Origin of the sequence: Cohnella phaseoli (assembly GCF_003386235.1) — a bacterium.
Lineage (GTDB): Bacteria > Bacillota > Bacilli > Paenibacillales > Paenibacillaceae > Cohnella > Cohnella phaseoli.
Genome location: NZ_QRDZ01000001.1, coordinates 164,341 through 184,659, shown reverse-complemented (window position 1 = coordinate 184,659; position 20,319 = coordinate 164,341). Strand labels below are relative to the sequence as shown.

Sequence of the window (20,319 nt, the reverse complement as noted above, 5' to 3'; positions counted from 1 at the left end):
TCAAAAACATAAAATTAATACATATATATATTATTATTTAAAAAAGTATATAAATACAAAGAAATGTACACACATCGAACAAAATGCAAATGTTCTCGACAGCTTAAATAATGAAGTAATAATGTTTTTAGGATGCATTAGATGCATATTTATTCCTTTGTGCAATTTCCATAATTTTTTCCCAGTCGTAAAGGTATCGTTTACGGCCTCCCTTTAACTGGACAATTTGTTTAGGCTTCAACTGGCCAGAAGATTCAAGTGAGGCTACGGCCTTTTCCCCAATTTTTAGGATTTTCATGATTTCTTCACGATATAATCCCTTTTCAACTGATCGCCTTTCCTTCATTTCTTTTATAATAAGCAGTAGTTGATTTCTATCTACATAGCAACTCTTAAAACTGCCAATAGTATTCAAGTTAACTGCGACTAATTTCCCCACAAGTATTTTTTTTATTAAAAAGATCGCAGATAGGCCTACAGTATTGTATTTTCTAAGTGCTTTTCTAAACGGAATCCATCTTTCGTCAATTTTATCTATAGTTGCTAGGCATTTTCCCAAAAGATGATCAATTTCATCTTTACGAATTAGTTTAGAGTAAGCCCCGCCAATCGAATCTTCGTGTAGTATTCCAGCTTCGATCAAGTCATAAACGATTGCTGTATTCAAGCCCAATAATTGCGAACATTTCACTTTACTAACAAATCTACACGTTGAATCAAGGTGTTTATTAAGACTTTTCTTATCAACCAAGTATTTTTTATTGTTTTCTTTGAGAATAAGTAAATTCTCTTCAACCAATGATATTAACTTCTCGTTTGAGAAGTAATTTTTAGCCTCCTCTTTTCTTATAAATCCTCTTTGTTCTAATAATGATGTGTTATTTTTGAAAACCGACATGTCTTTTCTTACTCTTCCTTCATCGAGTTTTGTTAACCAAAAGTACTCATATGCAGATTTAATCCAATTAAAAGCTTCTTCTCCAAATAACTTTTCAAACTCTCTTGTCCGATAATACATAGACTTCGCTGGTAGTTTTAATTGATAATCAAGGATCCTATAAAAATTACTAGGAAATTGATCATACATCCAAAAGAAACTCTTTATTGCATTATAATAACTCACGTTATCCCTCATTCCCGACCTTCTATTATGGAAGATACGAAGAACCTGGTCAGGGATCAATGGAGAAGGACAACCCTCAAGAAATAATGTACTGGAGTATAAAAGTTGATGAATATTCTTGAATGTCATATTGTAACCCATAAACCGGGTTACTCCAGTATCTGCACAGTCAAAAACTTTATGATTGGCCCATTCTTTTGATTCATCCTTTGTAGTAATCTTACTTGAATAAGCATGATCACAGTATTTACAGCTGTTGGCCATTATAGATTCCACAGACACATTGGATCCACAAACTTTGCAATGGTCGCATAAAACAACTTGGTGCTTTGTACAAATCGTTATAGAACGCAGAAACCAACTTATTTGATAGATAGAATCTTTGGTTATACATAATGGACAAAACTTAAACTTACTCTTGAGTACCATCTTATTGGATAGCTGTTTTCCCATTAACATTTCAAAGTAATTGCTGGTCATTGAAACAGCCTTTTTACTCGGCATATCTATGAGTTTGGATAATAGTGTTATCTCAGAGCTAGTAAAATGATTAGTTCTTACAGTGTTGTGGTTCATTTTAAGTGCATCTGTTATTTGATATGAATTTAAGTAATGATTAACATTTGCGATTCTATTAAGGTAGCTAATTAGACTTTCATTCGATTTAATGGTTGGTAAAAATAAAAAGTGCATATAAAGTCTCTCCTTTATACTGATCTGTCGGGATCGTCTCTTAATGGTGCATCCCTTAAATTTATTTATTGACCTTTTCCGTCGAATTAATACATATATATAGCAATATAAGAATCACTAAATATATAGGCATTTTTAGTTGAACGTCTTTTGTCTACACTTCTTCTAAAGAGGTGTAAGAATTATGAACGAAACCGAGTTGGTTTTACGATTAGTCGGTCAAAGAATTAAAGAAATAAGAAAAGCCCAATCCCTTTCTCAAGAAGAACTTGGAGAAAAGGCGGGCTTCCATTACACATATATAGGTAGCGTTGAACGTGGAGAAGCTAATATTACACTTAAGAACTTAACACGCATTAGCAATACTCTTGGTGTGCACCTATCGGATTTGTTAAGGTACAATGATTCGATTAAACAGTATATCGATCAAAATAAAGAATCAGAACTCCTCGAAATATTCGACTTGATTATTAGTCAGGATGTTGTTCCACTCAGTAAAATAAGGAATATTATTAATGAGCTACTCTCTTAAGAAAGATCAAGACGTTAATCTTATAACGACTTGATCTTTTTTAGCACAAACTGCGACTTGATTTAATTATCTTCGGATGTGAATAGACTTCATATGACGAGGAGGCAATGCATGAATGGAAAATTTCAACATTGAACTTGAACTCAACTCTATTAAAATTAAACAAAATGAGTATTTTGAAGCCGGCGTCAAAAAAGAACTATCTGATTCCACTAAACGTTTACTTCATTACCATTGGACTACATTTGTTGAATGGTGCGAAAAACATGAATTCCCTCCACTTCCGACTAATGAGCAAGTATATTCTCTCTACATGACTCATCACTTGTTTAAAGGAAGCAAAATAAATACATTAAAGATGAAAATACATGCAATAAATTGGGCAAATAATAATGCAGGATTTAATTCCCCTTATACAATAAATGTTCAAAAGGTTTGGTTCGAAATTGTTAAAATCCAAAATGGGGTCCTTGATCATAAGTTACCGTTGGTTCTCCAAATACTTCGTTTAATTATTAGATCCTTAAATTCCAATAGTCTAACTGAAAAAAGGGATCGAGCCATTATTTTAATCGGATATTACGGAGCACTCAGAAGATCAGAACTCGTAAACCTCACTTTTGAGAACATTCATGTATCTGAAAGTGGCCTCACAATTGAACTGTTCAGTAATAACTCAATTCCAACTGAAACAGTACAAGTAGCTTATTCAATCGATGAAAGTATCTGTCCGGTTAGATCGTTTTGCTCCTGGAAAGAAGCTTCGGGACTTGAAGTCGGTCCAGTTTTTAGAGCCATCAATTTACATGGTCATATTTCGGACAAAAAACTTTCAGACAGATCAGTAGCCCTGATCCTAAAAAAGCACTTGTCGGTTATTGGAATTGACGACACTTTATTTTCAGGCCACAGTATACGTTCAGGACTCACTGTTTCTGCATTGATAAATCCTGAGTTGTATACTTTAGTACAACAACGGCATAGACCAAATGATAAGTTATTGAAAAGATACAAAAGCAATTCTGATGATTTATTCTCAGAGAATGCAGCTAAGGACATCGGTCTATAAATATAACCATTTAATATAGATAGTTAAGCGTTGCAATAAAAGTAATATCTGAAAGTTCCAGTTTACCATCTATTTTCTTTTTGTTTAGTTTCTCGAGTAAAACACTTGTTCTTTCAACCCGATATTGAGTATTCAGTTCCGGGAACAAATTTTCAATATCAAAAGGAACGGAATCAACCCAAGATTGAAAAAATTTAATTCTCCTCGTTTTTTCAAATAATTTTACAACCTTCATTTTTACTGAAGATATATCGAAATTTAATGGCCACGTTAACAAAACATTTCCCGCATGTTGAATCCCTTCATAAATTTCAAAAATGTTAAGTTTTTCAATGGATTTGCTATTCCAACAATCATCGTATCTATCCAACAGCCATGAAAAAAACGATAAGACATGAACTAAGTCGACAAAACTTAATCTTAGGACTTCTATAGGATATTGCTCTAGTTCTAACTTATTATTTTTATTAATTTGATAATATATAAGTTTATGCACGTCTAACTTCTCAACTTTTTTGAAATTTTCCGTGTACTTACAGATTTCACTCCATTGTATATGACATTCTGGACATTGAGATAATAACATCTCACTCCAAGAAAATAATCCATTACACCTTGGACAAGAGTCTAGAAGTAAACATTGATGATCGACGCAAGTAGTAATATGAGTAAAATGCCATTCTGAATTGATTAAATTATGATCACGCAAACAAAAAGGACAAACCTTCACTTTATTTGATAGTAGATACCTAGGAAATCTTTTCCCAAATGTACAGAAATCAGCATTTCCTCCCCCTCGTTCAAAAAGCAACCAATCCTTAACACAGTTATCAACTATTAGATTAGTAGATCTTACTTCATCCATCTCATCTACATAAACTGGGTTGGGATTATTTGGTCTATATCTTACTCCAAGCAATTTATAAATTGCTTTTAAATCTTGTTGATTCAATTCAGAAGCCCGACAGATGTAACTATAAAATGATTCTTTATCTTGAAAACTTGGTTGAATTGGCCACAGCACAATTTTTCATCACCTTTTTTCATTAATCTTTTATTAACATTGTTACAAAAATATCTCACTTTAATACATATATAGATACATGGCTGCTCAAAAGACTTTTATTTTGAAACTTTAAAGCCCAAACTTCCTTAGGCAATCGTTAATGTCTGCTCTGGGTCACGCTTTCGTCTGCTCTCACCACTTGCTGCAGTTATAATACGAGTTCGTAAAGTTTACTTTGATAGGGAACCGCAATAGGCATGGCAGATTGAAGGTTTCTAAGGACTTTGGCGCTTCGATCGACATATTAGCTCCTTATATTACAAATAATAACGAATAATATCAAAAAAAAGCATCTGAAGTTAATGTTTCATACCCATACCCTATATAATGGTGAATTGCTATAATGTTCATACATCGTATGGGTAAACATGAATTAAATACCAATTCAGAAAAGGGGATATCTTTAATTTTAAGTACACTTGAAATGTGGAATCTATATCATAATAAGGAGTGAATTCGGATTGAAGTTGATTAGAGTGCTTACATTGAATATTGTTGTATTGGCTCTTGTTAGTCCGTCGGTATTGGCAAATGACACAGTCCTCTCTAAACCTTCTAAAATAACTGGTACTGCAATACCAATCAATGAAAATATCGTCTACCGTGCCCCCTCAGGTACCGAGCGACTTGGCTCTTGCAGCCTTTCACATTATAGCTTTACAGACCTTTTTAATAGTGGAAAGTCAGGGCATTCAAGATCGGTTGCTTTTTGCAGTGAAGATAGCACTCGTGTCACAGTAGATTATATCTATGCAAAAAGCCGACTTTATTCAGAAGGTGGATTGGTTGATTCAAATAGTGATACCGAATACAATGCAAGTTATGCAGGTGCAAATACATTCAGTCTAACTTTGCATACAGGCTACCTTGATATTAATAATGAAACATCTGATTCCAATACAGCTTCTGCAACACCCGCACATTAATATTCACTAGCAAGGGCCCTTCAGATTTGTTCTGAAGGGCCCAGATATATAAACTATTATAACTACGGAGAAAAAGAAAATGGCAAATTATTTTAAGCCCAAGCCAATTTTATTCATCAGCGTGAGTACTATCATAGCACTCTCAATTTATTACTTTTTTGAAAAAAATGATCAGACTTACATTGAAACTTTTGATAATTACTCTTATGTTGCTGAAGGAAACGGTGTTCAGTATGGGCTTGTTACTTCAAATAAACAGAAAACAATTGAAGAAAGGACTTTCTACTTAAAAAAAGGACAATCAATTGACTTAAATATTGTAGTTGCAAATGGCTTAAAAGAGACCACTGAGTTCTTATTGCTGCCATTCTTAGACTATAGCCAACATTCAATTGATATCTCAAACAAATTCCAAAGTAGTTTTTCTTTTAGCCTTAAATCAAGGGAGCTTAGATTTTTTCAAGTTAAAATTGGTGAGGAATTAGAAGAGGGACTCCATGATTTCATAGTTTTTTTTATTAAAAACCCCAATGATACCGAAACATCAACAAAATACAGAGATGCAACTGAATTTAATCATTTGGTAGGCGTTAGGGTAACATTGATTGTTGAAGAGGAAAAGCAGAAAAATGTAATACCTAGAATACACAGCACTGAATTAATCGATAATAACATATTGGATGGCATGTTACTTACAAAAGGTTCATCACTAAATAAATGGTCAGTTGAAGAAGTTGATAAAGGTCAAGTAACCAATTTCTTTATTAATGTTGGTAACAAGAATAAAAAAGAGCTACCGTTTGCATTAATTATTTTACAAGATTGGACTCAATTATCTATTAGGGATGACAAAAAAGCGATTTTTGGTGTCTTACCTCAGCAAAAACTGATAAGTGTAAAAAGTGAAACAGTGCCTTTCACGAAAGATGTGTCAAACTTAACGGCAATTCTTGTTCCATACCCTTTTGAAAAAGTCTCACGCTTTAGTCCGATGGATGTAGAGGCAAGTGTTAGAATAGCTTTAATCAGGAAATGAAAATATTAAAACAATAAATACAATACAAGTCGGCAAGGATTCTACTCTTTGCTTCCGTCCATTTGAGCCGAAGGTGGAAACGGGACTTTATCTGTCTGGAAAAGCATCGGTATATATACTTGACAAAAATCTGTGTCAGGAATATATACCGATGCTTATTAAAAATTTTATTTGTTTGTTGAACTATAGACTATGTACATTTCACTCACCAATAGCTATAAATGAATCTTTACATTTTCGGGTATGATTGTGACCGACATTGATATCGGCCCCGTTTTTTTCCGAATTGCTCTAGACTGAAAAAGTCCGCTGATATCGAGGATTATTTCGAATATTAAAATGGTACAAATAAACATTTGGCCACATTCTTGTGTTAATGCCCCTACCGATTTCAACCGCAAGGCCTGCTGGCCCACTGTAAAAAAGATGAATTTCTTTATATCGTTTTTGTTGTAATTGCTTTTCAACAGCAAGCTTAAATTCTTTTTGAATGATTTGCACATCCTCCTGAAAAAGAACTCGGTTAATCCCAGGGTTCTCAATACTGATATCCATAAGATCATATTCGTTTTCTACCACATTATGAATATCTTGAGTGTCGATGGAGGCGCTTACTGACACCGCTACAACTAATATAGTGGCGTCTTCATTGAAGGCGCTTTGACATTTAGTTTGGATCGATGGGGCACGATTTGTGCCCGGCTGATTAGACACCCATAATTGCTGATCCCTGTCATATTGATAAACAGTTGCCGAGATTGTATCGGTGATTAGAGTCCCTAAATGGATTAATAATGGGATCGGGGACAAAGGAAAGATTTCAACATCAATGTCCTTGTGACACGCCATGACATCGAGAAATTGTTTGTGAAGTGCAATATCCATCGCCTTAGCTTCTTCCCAACCCTCTAAAGAGGTATCGACAAATTCTTCTTGGAGCTCTATTGCTTCAAGCAATAATTTGTTTGTCCCCTCTATTAAGTCCAGACTACGTATGGGAGGCGCTAATCGTTTGTGAATAATTGCAATTGACTTTCTATTTATTTCTCCCAAAGAGACGACTCTTTCTTCGTGCTCACGTTTCATTCTAAATAAATCATCAGGAGGAAATGCTTCCGCATGGTCATCGATTAACTTGTGATGATCTGCGCAAAGCATCATCAAATTGCTTATGTTTTCAAGATCCTCATCTTTATATCCGTATTGTTCAGCAAACTCATATCTTGGTCCCTTATGGCCAATAATATGCGCTTTCTCTCCTACATTGGACAGCCGTCCATCTTCATTTAAGATCAGCAACTTGTTACAAACTTTGCTCTTCGAATCCTGAAATGAGCAACGTCCCCCTGAAACAACCCATAAGTAAAAGTTTTCAACCGCTCTAAGCTGCCGACGTTCTCGTTTTTGTTCACCTGAACTTTCTACGTTATTCATACCTGTTAATATCCCCCACTCTGAAAATCCGAATTCTACCGTTACGATTTACGCCTTGCCAAATGACCAACCGTTGAATGCCAACAATGATAAAAAATAAAGTTGTTTGCTCTTGGATTTTGGCATTTAGCAAGTTTCTCCAGCCACGTTGATCGATAAAGGACGGCTTCGGCACTTTTTCCGGGTGCGTATGCCATTCGCCTAAATAGAAACACCTTCCTTCTTGATGTGCCCAGTGTTGATCAAAATATTCTTGATGTCCCTCCGAATCTCTCACGAAGCTATTCCTTTTTTGGACATCTTTCGCCATAGGTACTGAAGCATCATCAATCACATAATCCGCAGAGCTCTCCAATATTCTTCCTACTAAAATCCCACCGGATTCCAGTGCATCCAGAGAGTCCTGAGCCAATGAAAACAATAATTCGATGACTTCTTCATTCACTTTCAGCCTTTGGTTTGTTGGCAAAATAAAAACGGATTTAGACATTAATGTGGTGTCTCCTTGTTTGAGCAAACGGGACAGTTTGGGTCGTAATACAAGGTGCTATTCTTCATTAATTGCTCTTCTGTCATATGAAACCTATCGCTCAATTTAAATCCTTCATTTAGAAAAAGTGTAGGGTCGCCTTTCCATGAAAAAATAGGATTTCCTTTTATCTGTTTGCGTGAAAGTCGATGGATTGTTCTTAATACCTGGTTTGCTGTTTCTTCGCTATCCAGGAAACTATATGGAGTAAAGTAAGTTCCGCATCCACCAAGAGATTTCGTAAAGGATTGACCAGCCTGTGCGAAACCCGACAAATTCTCAATGGAATCCTCGTCACTAAGCGGTCGGAATAAACATTGGTAACATCCTTGTTTTTCTTGATTTAATGTGAGTAGCACATGTCCACCTACACCAAATGGTTCAACCCAAGCATGAATGAGCGGCGGCGATTGGCTTAGTTGATGGAAATGACGGTTGATTGCCATTTCAGCATTAGGTGAACCCATACATACAATGATGATGTCCGCTTTATCCCAATCAATTGTTTCCATCTCCAATACGGTGTTAAACTTCTTGTCAATCGCAATGACCTTCGTTAATGGATACTTTCTTTCTATTTCTATTTTCAATGCTTCGACTTTTTTGTAACGATTAAGTTCATTGGGAGTATCTCGGTTATAGAGTAAATCCGCACCTAGAACATGCCTGTACACATTCTCAATATCGATTCGATCATGGTCAATGAGAGTGATGGTGCCGAATCCTGACTTGGCTAATCCCATTGCCACTACGCTGCCAATGGCCCCTACTCCGATTACAATGGCATGTTTTCCAACGAACGATGAATCTGCGCCTGTGCGGGCTAACAGAAAGTCTTTATGATGGCGAGTAACTGCAAATGGAAAAACTTCTATTTTAACTGGCGTTTGTATTAAAGGATGCAACTGTACTTTCGTTTTCTTGCTCTTGATCATACCCTCTTCGTAATGTATAACCATGCCGAAGAGCGCATTCTTCTCCTGATTGATGGGCAACCCGAAAAGGACATAGTCATACCGAGTATTGCTTTTTGGATTCCTCTGAATAAGTTGAACAAGTTTTTTTCTATCCTCAGATGTAATATTGCTATAGACCAATTCTTTGAGTTCTTTAAAAGTCCATTTTTGGTGAACTTGAGAAGGCTTAATAAATGTTCCCTCGCGTAATGGGATGAAAAGGCATCTTCGTTTAGTTACATTTTTAGTCTCTTCTTTGAAAACGGATTGAATATAGTGATCCGGATTAAACGATTTTTCACATACAAAATAAGTAACCCCATCTAACGACATTAGATATAGATCGATTTCACGAATTGTATTGTTTTCTTCATCAAAAAGAACATGTGCTTCTCTATAACATGCATCAGACCTCTGCCAGTAGACTTCGAACTCTTCTAGAAAATCTTGATTATTGGCTTCCAATTGCCCCATTTCAAGGATCCCAATTACTTTCTCTAAACAGTCAAGAACCACTTTACCTGGATATCGCTCGTCAATAACCAAATTCTCATTTCGGGTAAAGCAGATAAAGCCGCTATCCTCGACATGCGGAACAAATCCAAATTGACGCTGGGCATCAAAAAAGAGTGGTAGCACGGAAGGAAATTCAAAAGGCAAACCGACCACAAGCGTGGCCGGTCCATCCAGTATTTCTGTTTGAATTCGAAATGCATGCTTAACATAGTAATAATGTTTCAGTTCGCTCTCCGGGATAAGAGTAATCTGATGTGCAAGCGCTCCCCCAAATTTCTCTATATAACGAATCGTTTGATCAAGAATATCCAGAGCTGCTCCTCCTTATGCAGATTCATTTGTTGGAATGACCGCGCGTACGGAAGCCTTTTGACCATCGTCCTTCGGAGGAATCGGGAAATCACTGCCAAACTGTTTTTGAAGAATAAGCGCAGCATCCGACTTTTCTATTTCATTTTTCGCTTCGATGAGCGAAGTTTTCAGACCTTCAAGTTTTTCTTTAAAAGTCTTCATCTGCTTTGGCGTCATTTTCACAAGCAAATTAGGATAAGGGGAGGCAGGCAACTTTACTTCTACATGAGGGTATGCGACAAAATTGCCGTCTTCTATCTTATACGTTGTTGTAAAGGTGGACAAAAAAGTAGTAAGCACATGAATCAGTGCGTCAAGATCTCGGTACTCTTTTTTTCCGGAGAATGCGTCGACAACTTCCGTTTTAACTTGCATATGATGATAAACAATTGCAGTTAATGCGATTCCGGTTGGCTTGCCACTACCGGACTGAGTAAATTGCTCATCTTTCCAGCGTTTCAAGTACCGAATAAGTCGTCGAAATTGTTTTCTGTCTTCCTGCACGGCATACTTGTTGCGGATTGTATGGATTAAATCTTTGGGGTTCGACTCATCCCAACTTTGATTTTCCTTTGATGAATTTAACTTCCCCTTTGCCAGATACACTTTATTATCAGAGTTCTGAGCTGCGTATATAGTTACATCTACATGATACCCAGCCACATAATTAACAGTAACGCAAGGCGTCTTCATAACTACATCATTCGTATGGTCAACAAGGGCGTCATAAACCCATTTTTTCGCTTCTACAGGGGTGTCGACATCGTTTGTTGCCATTTCAAAAAATAAGCCTAGATCGATATCATAATTCCCGTCTAATGGTTTGACCCCCGTCTTCATCGCATAGCTTCCTTGGTTAAATGTAGAATAGGGCTTGGCAGCTGAAGGCATTTTATTATTTAAGCGCTTAATGATAGTGTCGCGCTTTTCGCGTAGAATCTCATCTTCATCACTAAGCTTTATTTTTCCGTGATATTCCTCAAATTGCTTTTGACAGTGAGTCATTGTTTTATCCCTCTCTCAAATATTATGAAAAAAAATGTGAACATGCAGGAATTCACAAACAAAGAGAGAAGTACATATTAGTCGATATGATTTTCTCTTGTTTGTTTATTTACTTGTTGATTTTTATTTGTAGCTCCTTTCTACCAAACAGGTCTAAACCATGTTAAGAAAACCATGGTTATAGACTTTTTGGTATTTTCTATTATATTCCAAAGGCAATAAAAAAGCCAACTTATAAAAAGCTTTCCTGCTCAATGACAATCTTTTCTTCTACGATTTTATCAATCAACGGCTGCATCAAGGGATCCTTTAAGACTCGCATTTTCTCCCATGCGGAATCTCCCATCTGTTCGCCCATGGATCGAAACGCCTCGAATTGACCCACATCCATTAAAAAGGGGCGCAGTTGGGGGAAAATAAATTTGCGAATATATTGGAAGATTTTAATTCCCCCATAATCCAGGTCCCCTGTATGCAAATAATCAACCTCTCGTTCACACAATACTCGCTCCAATTCCTTCAGGAAATCCCGTTCCTTAGGAGAAAAGTATCCGTGAGAGTAGATAATTAAAGTACCAGGCTCATATTTCATTGACATATAATTGGCCCTATTCTCAACAGTTATGATCTTACGGATGTTTTGATGCACCGCTATTTGCGCATGTTTCAACATCTCACTTGTGAGTACAGTCCCGTAAATAAATACGGATAAATCTATCTGTTCTCCAGCCAACTCTAAAATAAGCTCTCCTTTTAAAGCCAGTTCCTGCGAGTATTCCTCAATGTACAACTGCGATAACACCTCAGAATCATTCATATTATCATCAATATCCGGATGATATTTTCTAGCCTGTGATATGATTCTGAGTTGGAAAACTTTTTCGAATATTTTCGAATTTCCCAGGTAGTGCTTACTAAAAATTCTCTTGTAAATTGGCTCTCTTAATACATCTAGGGCATTTAAGCATGTGCAAAATAAACTAGAATTCAATTCACTTTCGTCCTCGTGTACAGCTTCATAATTCATTAAATTCTTCGGAATACTGCCATTATCCAATTGCCTTAACATCTCTTCATAACAAGCCATAATCCAGCGTTCCTTTACAACCTCCATCTGCTCGGCAACGAATTCATTCATTTGTCTTAATATCTCGATTTTTGGTGTTTTCCCGATTAATTGATGCATTTTATTTATATCTTCTAGCGAGTAAATGATTTTTTCGATATCCGTCTTGTTATTGAACCATTTGACTCGAATTAATCCCTGCTCTTCCAACTCTACGGCTTCCCAAAGCAACTGGCTTTTTCCTACTTCGTCGTAATCTTTCTGCTGAATGCGAATACTTCGATTGCCTGCATTCCCCCCTTTCCAATCTTGTGCGCTATTTTCGTATTTTTGTATGATTTTTTCAATCAGAATCATCGTTCTCATCCAACTCCTTCATGAGTTGATCGAAGTCTTTCTTTTCAAACTCCTGCAATGAAATAGATTTTTTGTCCGGATTAGCAAATACGAATATTTTATTGACGTTTTCCAGGTAATTCTGAATTTTATCGTTGGTAGCGCTAATCAACGCCTGAAATCCGAGGCCACGAATAAGTTCGATGCAGCTTGCTACCTTTTCAGCATCCATTTTGGAAAAGGCTTCATCCAATACAACCAGTCTAATGGTAGGCTTTCTCTGGATTCTAGGCGACAAGTTGATCCGATAGGCTTGTGCAAAACTGGCAAGAAGCGCGACATACAGCGGATTCTGGCCCTCCCCGCCTGAATTTTTCTTAATCATTTTTCCCAAACCAATCTTAATTGTTTCCTCTTTATTTTCAATCAGTTGTTGCATGTCAAAGGATAAATAAGTCCGGTAATCTGCGTATTTAGCCATATTGCGTTTGGCCTCTTCCAACTGTTCGCTACTTGCGTTATCAGGTGGAATAAAAATACTGATAAGATCATTAATCAAATCTCCATAGTCAATCTCATGCTGCAAAGTAAAAAGATCCATCTGTTTGTCCATTGATCCAAGCAGATGTGTTGGACTGATCTCTAGAGACTCATCCATAAACATGTTATAGTACCGGCCGTCAATTCCTTTGTTTTTCCAGATGATAAACTGGTATTTGTCCTTGCCGAAATTCAATCTGCTTATAATCTTGTTCAATTCGTCTTTCCGTTGTAAAGCTTCTCTAATCGCGCTTCGAATTTTGAAAATGAAGTCGTCTTTAAAATGCTCTACCGCAGAACGCGCCTGTTCTTCAGCGATTCTCCGATATTCCTCCAATCTGTCACATTCCAACGTTTGAAGTAGTTCATCGTACTGTTGATTATCCTCAGAAGTAGATGAGAAATTGCGATTCGAGTTCTTTCTTAAATATTCTAACCGTATATTTATCAACTGATTTAAAGCCTCTTGTCTTCTTTGTTCTGCGCTATTCAGCTTACCTGTAAAGTGGTCTCTTAACTTATCGTACCTGGTAGCCTGGTGTCCCTCTATGAAGCGTTTCACCTCATCATCGAAATTTTCTATGATTACAAGGGCACTTTTCTTCTCGCTCAACTCTGCTTCTAATTGTTTAACTTCTTCAACATCCCGCTCTTTAGCTTCCTTCCGGGAGGATAGGGTCAAATCGTTTTGACGTCTTTCATCCACTTTACCTTTTATAAGCTCCTGCACAGCCTGACGCTCTTTTTCCCAGATGCCAACGTTACCGGACTTTAACTTTTCCAATTTTTCTTTGAGCATTTGCTGATCTCGCTGTTTTTCCTTACAATCCACAATATCCTGCCGCCACTCGATATATACTTTAGTATCAAAACTGAGACTTTCGAGAGATTTGATCTTTGCACATTCTCTTATAATAGCCTCTTCCGGCTCTATTTGCTTGCTGATACGATCCAAATTGTTCTCCAGCAGCTTTATTCTCTGTTGAAGACTATTATTTCCTATGAAAGCGAATCGGGTGTAACTGTCTGGGTTTATATGCTGCATACGGTAACTATGATACAGGACACAATCGGCTGTTATACCGATTTTGCAGTTTCGCAGTTCATCTATGCCCTCGCATTTCATCACCTTGCCGAGCAAAAAATTAATATAGGATTGAACATATGAACGTTCCGCTATCACTTCTTCCGCCAAAGCCTTCTGCAATACTTTATGAGCATCCAATCCGACTTTTTCAGTATCCAGAACAGCTACTCGATGGTACTTTTCCTTATCCATTGACCGATAAATCTTCAAAGCGTCCCGCGCGTATTTAGGTTCTACAATAAGTGCAAGTTTGTTATTCCCCATATAGCCTTCAATGGCGTTTCTCCATTTTTCATCCCGAATATCCAATAAGTCGGCCAGTATTTCTACATCAACGTGTTCTCCGTTCTCCTCGGACAACCGCCTTTGGATATAAGAACGAGCCAGCTCCAATTCTTTGGGATAAGCCTTGTTGCCAGCCTTTAACTGCTGTAATTCTTCTTGCAGTTGCTGCCTTTTCTTCTTTAATTCACGTATGACAGAATCAGTTTCCTGCCTCTGCTGTTCAACATCTCTTTGTACCTCGGCTAAACTTTGGTGTAAACGGGATAACTCCTCCTCCGAAATGTTCTGCTCAACAAACTTCTGAATATCTCGAAGAACCTGATTTGGTGTAATCTCCTGATCGGCCCATGCTTCCAGACCATTAGCGACTCTCATCCAATTCGCCTTACTCTTATTCAGATGTTCAATTAGCTGATTCAAACTGTTCAATTGATTCTTTAAATCTTCATATCCGCTTGCAGCAATTTGCTTTAATAAACCCTCGCCTTGTTCAGTCAACTCGAGGATCTGCTCTTCTAATCTTTTTGCCCGATTATCCAACCATTCCAAATCTTGATTTGATAGTTGTATCTTATCTTTCATCCCACTGATTTTGGTTTCAATTTGAAGGATATCCAGCTTCTCTACGAAGTACGTAAATTTACTTTTTTCATCTTTTTCCGCTATGACCGCCTCGAAACGTTCGCGAATTTCTTTAAGTTTATTAATTTCTATGTATGTATCTTCAATCTGTTTACGCATTCGTCCATACTGCATGACGCTTTCTTGCATGTCTTCAATATGGATGTCTTGTTCCATACAAATATATTCCTTTACAAACTCCTCCAGCTTAATATTCATGCGAAATGGAATAGCCCGTTTAAAAAGCTGTGGGAACTTTTCTGAGTCTAATCCTCCCAAATAAATATCATACAATTGCTTACGAAAGCGTTCGTTGTATGAATTGTAATAGCACTCTTCTTTAGAAAAATGGCTATTAAGGTCTTCCTTCACTTCTTCTGTAGTCATGCTTCGGCCATTCTTTCGATATGCATGTTCCAGAAGAGGACCTTTATGCCAGAAAAACATTCGGGATATCTCATTTGTTGCAACTTCCACATCAAAAACCACACCCACACACTGACATTCCCTCGTATCTGTCCGTGTTAACTCCAATACTATAGCGCTAGAAAAATTAGAGTTGCGTAAATACGTGGGTTCATTATTTTCTCCAATGTTGATCATTCCTCTTAAATATTCCAACAAGTTGCGATCCGAGTCGTCCGCAGCAGCTTTATTAAAAAAACTTCTTCCGTCAGTGTTTGCATATAGTACAATTTGCATAGCATCAATAATTGTGGATTTACCACTTCCGGAATGACCAGTAAAAAAGTTGATTTCTTCATGGAAGGACAATATCTTTCGATTGATGTAATGCCAGTTGTTCAGGCATATTCTAGACAATGCTTCAAATCTCTGATTCGTCGTCATCTTCTTCTCCTCCGTTAAACGATTCGAGCAAGGCCCTTGCATCATCCCCCAGGAGAACCACATTAATGCACGGATAAATAATGATCTGGCTGTTCCCGTTAAAATCCTCCAGTGTGTCCAATGGTTCAACGATCTGATATTTCTTAAGCAACGTAATCGTTCTTTTCACTTCAGTCACCGAAGGCTGTTTCTTTAACAGGCGGTAGTTAGCAAGCTTCTCGTGGATATCGCTTAACTTCGTATAAATATTAACGCTGGTTGAAACGGACTCCATATGCTCATCATAAATTAACTTTAGAGTCAGCAGATATAGAGTAGCCAGCTTAGGAAGCTTCTCCCCGATTAAATTTTCTCCTTGTAAATAGATAACTCCAATCTGACTATTTTCTATTACGGATATCCCACTGATTGCAAAATAGGAACGTATAAATTCCAAATGCTTGTCGCAGATTCGAAAATCTCTACTAAATTGAAATCGTCCTGATTTCTTCTCAAACTTTCGTTCCAAAAGGAACGTTTGCTTGTAAAGTAACTGTATCGACTGGGTAACTTCTTCCTTTTCTTCTTCCCTTAAATTTTCGTAATAGGGTATCATAGAAACTCCTTAATGAACTTTTTTTGTTTTTCGTACAAAAACCATGTTCGGATATATGTATTTTCCATTATCGATTTCTTCAACTTCTTGTTCTAATAGCTTATATAGGCTGTCTCGCCGAGTAGAATAATCATATGCCAGAACCAACTTTTCAAATTCTTCATCAGATTGCACAGTGTCTGCAGTTACTGTCATTTTTCCGTCCACCATACGACCCGAAATAAAGGCTTCTATCTCTTTTTTGCTGTAACGGCTTTTTATTTTGTTTAACTTAAGAATTTCTTCTTTTGATAATTCCTCGGTCTCTACATCCGGTTCCAAGTGCTCCGAAAAGTCCTGTTTTGGTTTTCTCCTCTTATATAAGGATTTTTCCGATACCACGGTTAATTGCGAAAGGTTCATCTTACCCGCAATTTCAATAATTTTAACATCATTATCATCAGACTCCGATAGATGGTTTAATAGTTGTATGACCAACCCCTTCATATTATCTTTTTCACTCAATAGATAATTTAATCTTGTAACCGTCGCCCTTACATACTTGGAATGCTCTTTATCCATATTCGCAATCCGATGTTCAATATCATCAAAACCTCGTTCGATCAGATCTAACAACTCTACAATGTCCGCTTCATTCATGGTATTTGCATTGCGTCTGCACAACTGAATGATCCAATCAATATCTTCCCTCATATCTCCCAGCCATCTTTTAATGTCTGTTTTATAGAGATAGAAGTTATCTGAGGTCTTAAGAATGTGATATTTTTTTTTTATAATCTCTTCCACATAGCCTTCTAGGTGATCCCTTAACAACTCCCCGTAAAACTTTTGATCCAGTAGACTAGCAAAAAACTTATCCATATTGTGAAGCATATCCTGTAATGTTTTATTTAATTTTCTTGTATTAATCAGGGCCGTATTTAATAAACTCACATTCGCTCTGGTATCATTCTTAAACGAGAACAATATAGCGTAGATATTCTGTATATACACCTGCGTGGCATCATCCTCATCGCTGGACAATTGCACAAAGGCATCGATAAAAATGGCCGCATAATCCGGAATTACAATATTTACAATCATTGAACTGTAATCATCGACTTTCCGCAACCATTGCGTATGAAGCAACCAGTTCAAAATTCTGGTCGCAGGTGGCTCCAGTTCATCCAGCTCCTCCTCAATCTCATCTGCCTCGATGGAGATCTTCTTCTGAGTAAAATAGTCGGCCAAAACTTGTATGCAGATATCTTTACTCAAAAAATAGTTGCTATATTGGTATTCCTCATTGATTCGTAATAAAGCTTCTATGAAGACATCCCGATTTTTCGATCGAAACAGACTCCAGAATACATCGGGTATTTCCTTCAATAAATTCATGTTTTTAGCTTCACCTCACACTGCCCTTATCCTTATTGATTATTCGGGATTTAGTCGGTCGTACTTCTAAAATATTTCAGTTTCAGTAATATTTCGACAAATATTGGCCTTTTCCTGTCCAATGCAGTCTATTCGAAATTTGAAATGGAAAGACTGAAGACATTGTAGGAGTATGGGAGTGGTGTTTTGGGATGGGAGATGTTATTTATAGGGAATATGAACAAAAATGCTACTTGTGCGTTGGGGCAGAAGTACACCATGCCCTAGAGGCCGCCACTGAAAATATACAGGCTTGTGAAACTGTGTACTCCATAATGGAGTTACGGCTCACAGGCCGTTACTTTTTTGGTAGGACATACTTTGGGTCCCAAACCGGCCGACTGTTTTCCACGAGCACCGCCAGTTGTTTACCCCAAGCAATTTATTAATTGCCTTTAAATCCTGTTGGTTCAATTCAGAAGCCCGACAGATGTTAAATATAAAATGATTCTTTCTCATGAAAACTTGGTTGAATTGGCCACAGCACAATTTTCATCGCCATTCCTTAATTCTTTCACTAATCTTTCATCATTATCATTGTTACAAAAATCTCTCACTTAAATACATTGATAAATAGTTCATCCCAAAGGATTTTCTTCTGATTCTCTAAAGTTAACTTAACGTGGTCAAGCCCCAATTAAAAAATCAGCAACTTCTGATTCCGACCCTCAGTTGGTAGCAGTTTTTTATTTTTTTTGCCGCTGACAATTGTAATAAGGTATCTTTCCTCATCGTAGTACGCGCTCCGTCTTTAATGAAATAAAAATAAACGCTCCGATTTATTCGAAGCGTTCATTTTATTAGTTTATTATATTTTTACTTTTATGGCGGGTTGTCACCAGGTTTTATGGTAAACAACCCGCCACGGTTCAAATTATTTAATTATTAATTTGAATGTATAGAACTAGTCTAATTTTGTACTTATTCGTTTCCTTTAGATACCGGAACTTCATTCTCAATTTAATGTATTTGAATAACAAATTGATAACGAAACTGAGCAAAATATCGGTCACCTTTCGTAAATGACCGTGGCGGTTAAAACCATTCTAACATATTAGCGACACATTTACGATTTTGTACTTGAACCGGGTGATTGGAAATAGCGTCACCATCTCATACAGATCGTGGAAAACCCATCCAGCGCACTTAGAACATGCAACTGAACGCGATTAAGCTCATGTAAGCCGAATCCAGCCAGCACGGGGATTTTGAGTTAATCTTCAAAAATTATCCCAAAAAATCGTAATGCTCTTCGGATGGTAATTTCCAGAAAAGTAAATATGTTGTACTTCGGCGGGGCGGCTATTCGGTTCGTTCCAAGACTAATGGGGCGAGCTTTCCCTTTCTTGGTAATGCCGCTTGTTTATGTAGATGCGTTTAATAAGGGATTTAATCGGGCATTCTTTAATTATATACTCGGATGGAGGGAATTTCATTGCATACTATTTGGAAGGGTGCTATTACATTTGGATTAGTAAATGTACCCGTGAAACTTCACTCGGTGGCAGAAGAAAGAGAGATTTCGTTTAAAATGATACATCGAGAATGTGGTAGCCACTTGAATTTTGTTCGTTGCTGTCCCGTGTGCGAAAAACATCTAGAATCGAGCGAAATTGTTAAGGGTTTTGAATATATAAAGGGGAAATATGTGCATCTTGAAAAAGAAGATCTGGAGATGATCCTTCCCGAATCAAGCAAAGAAATACGGATTCTTCACTTCTTAGACCGAAATGAGATAAATCCAATCTATCTTCAAAAATCTTATTACCTTTCTCCCGATACATTTGGTGTAAATGGTTATCAGTTGTTGATTGAATCGATGAAGCAAATGGATAAAGCAGCTCTTTGCCAAGTATCAATTCGATCCAGACAAATGCTAGCAACAATTAGAGTAGTTGACGATTGCCTTGCTTTGACAACAATGCATTATCCAGATGAGGTCCGGCCAGTTGATGCGGTTCCAAATATTAAACTGAGCTCAACAATCGATCAAAAAGGAATGGCGCTAGCACGGAACCTAATTGAGCACATGAGCAAACCCTTCTCCCAAACAGAGCATAAAGATATGAATCGCGACAACCTTATTTCTTATATTCAGCAGAAAATCGCTGGTCAAGAGTACGTAGGTCAACCTCAATCGTCCGCCACAATAGTAGTTGATCTAATGGCAGCACTCCAGGCAAGTCTAGAGGAAATTAAATCAGGCAATGAAATTGAAAGTTCAAAAAGAAAGAATTTTCCTTCGGGAAGCCTTCAAAGTTCGAGTAGTACAGAGACTGCCTAACAAA

The 20,319-nt window shown here is 37.1% G+C and carries 15 protein-coding genes; 5 read left to right on the top strand and 10 right to left on the bottom strand.

Annotation, left to right across the window (positions count from 1 at the left end; translation table 11 throughout):
• Positions 1–127 precede the first annotated feature (127 nt).
• Positions 128–1,816 carry a TniQ family protein gene (locus DFP98_RS00705; RefSeq protein WP_116058635.1) on the bottom strand — a complete coding sequence of 563 codons (1,689 nt, stop codon included), beginning with the start codon at positions 1,814–1,816 and terminating at the stop codon, positions 128–130.
• A gap of 184 nt (positions 1,817–2,000) precedes the next feature.
• Here DFP98_RS00705 and DFP98_RS00700 point away from each other — a divergent pair, with 184 nt between their 5' ends.
• Positions 2,001–2,348 carry a helix-turn-helix domain-containing protein gene (locus DFP98_RS00700; RefSeq protein WP_116058634.1) on the top strand — a complete coding sequence of 116 codons (348 nt, stop codon included), beginning with the start codon at positions 2,001–2,003 and terminating at the stop codon, positions 2,346–2,348.
• Between the two features lie 115 nt (positions 2,349–2,463).
• Positions 2,464–3,417, top strand: a complete 954-nt coding sequence (locus DFP98_RS00695) for a site-specific integrase (protein ID WP_116058633.1) — start codon at positions 2,464–2,466, stop codon at positions 3,415–3,417.
• Between the two features lie 10 nt (positions 3,418–3,427).
• On the opposite strand, the gene DFP98_RS00690 is transcribed toward DFP98_RS00695, so the two are convergent.
• Positions 3,428–4,441, bottom strand: a complete 1,014-nt coding sequence (locus tag DFP98_RS00690) for a TniQ family protein (protein ID WP_181917407.1) — start codon at positions 4,439–4,441, stop codon at positions 3,428–3,430.
• Positions 4,442–4,944: 503 nt separating this feature from the next.
• Between DFP98_RS00690 and DFP98_RS38570 the strand changes: the two genes are divergently transcribed.
• Positions 4,945–5,409: a hypothetical protein gene (locus DFP98_RS38570; RefSeq protein ID WP_147310110.1), complete on the top strand. Its 465-nt coding sequence runs from the start codon at positions 4,945–4,947 to the stop codon at positions 5,407–5,409.
• A 79-nt stretch (positions 5,410–5,488) separates the two neighbouring features.
• A complete protein-coding gene (locus DFP98_RS00685) occupies positions 5,489–6,445 on the top strand; it encodes a hypothetical protein (RefSeq protein WP_116058631.1) in 957 nt (318 codons plus the stop codon).
• Between the two features lie 291 nt (positions 6,446–6,736).
• Here DFP98_RS00685 and DFP98_RS00680 read toward each other — a convergent pair whose 3' ends face one another.
• The 8 genes from DFP98_RS00680 to DFP98_RS00645 all read right to left on the bottom strand — a co-directional run bounded on the left by DFP98_RS00680 (position 6,737) and on the right by DFP98_RS00645 (position 17,992).
• On the bottom strand, positions 6,737–7,879 hold the full coding sequence (locus DFP98_RS00680) for an SAVED domain-containing protein (RefSeq protein ID WP_116058630.1): 1,143 nt from the start codon (positions 7,877–7,879) through the stop codon (positions 6,737–6,739).
• Positions 7,872–8,369: a Mov34/MPN/PAD-1 family protein gene (locus tag DFP98_RS00675; protein WP_116058629.1), complete on the bottom strand. Its 498-nt coding sequence runs from the start codon at positions 8,367–8,369 to the stop codon at positions 7,872–7,874. Before DFP98_RS00675 ends, DFP98_RS00680 begins: the two co-directional genes overlap by 8 nt.
• Positions 8,369–10,105, bottom strand: a complete 1,737-nt coding sequence (locus tag DFP98_RS00670; RefSeq protein WP_281275119.1) for a ThiF family adenylyltransferase — start codon at positions 10,103–10,105, stop codon at positions 8,369–8,371. The genes DFP98_RS00675 and DFP98_RS00670 overlap by 1 nt, the downstream gene beginning before the upstream one ends.
• A gap of 99 nt (positions 10,106–10,204) precedes the next feature.
• Positions 10,205–11,236 carry a nucleotidyltransferase domain-containing protein gene (locus DFP98_RS00665; RefSeq protein ID WP_116058627.1) on the bottom strand — a complete coding sequence of 344 codons (1,032 nt, stop codon included), beginning with the start codon at positions 11,234–11,236 and terminating at the stop codon, positions 10,205–10,207.
• Between the two features lie 232 nt (positions 11,237–11,468).
• Positions 11,469–12,659: a Wadjet anti-phage system protein JetD domain-containing protein gene (locus tag DFP98_RS00660; protein WP_116058626.1), complete on the bottom strand. Its 1,191-nt coding sequence runs from the start codon at positions 12,657–12,659 to the stop codon at positions 11,469–11,471.
• Positions 12,646–16,020, bottom strand: a complete 3,375-nt coding sequence (locus DFP98_RS00655) for an ATP-binding protein (protein WP_116058625.1) — start codon at positions 16,018–16,020, stop codon at positions 12,646–12,648. The genes DFP98_RS00660 and DFP98_RS00655 overlap by 14 nt, the downstream gene beginning before the upstream one ends.
• On the bottom strand, positions 15,998–16,615 hold the full coding sequence (locus DFP98_RS00650; protein ID WP_116058624.1) for a DUF4194 domain-containing protein: 618 nt from the start codon (positions 16,613–16,615) through the stop codon (positions 15,998–16,000). Before DFP98_RS00650 ends, DFP98_RS00655 begins: the two co-directional genes overlap by 23 nt.
• A gap of 9 nt (positions 16,616–16,624) precedes the next feature.
• Positions 16,625–17,992 (bottom strand): Wadjet anti-phage system protein JetA family protein, encoded by a 1,368-nt coding sequence (locus tag DFP98_RS00645; protein WP_116058623.1) that lies wholly within the window; start codon positions 17,990–17,992, stop codon positions 16,625–16,627.
• 1,474 nt (positions 17,993–19,466) lie between these two features.
• On the opposite strand from DFP98_RS00645, the gene ku reads away from it, so the two are divergent.
• The gene (gene ku / locus DFP98_RS00640; protein WP_181917406.1) at positions 19,467–20,315 is read left to right on the top strand and encodes a non-homologous end joining protein Ku; all 849 of its coding nucleotides are present in this window, start codon (positions 19,467–19,469) and stop codon (positions 20,313–20,315) included.
• Positions 20,316–20,319 lie beyond the last annotated feature (4 nt).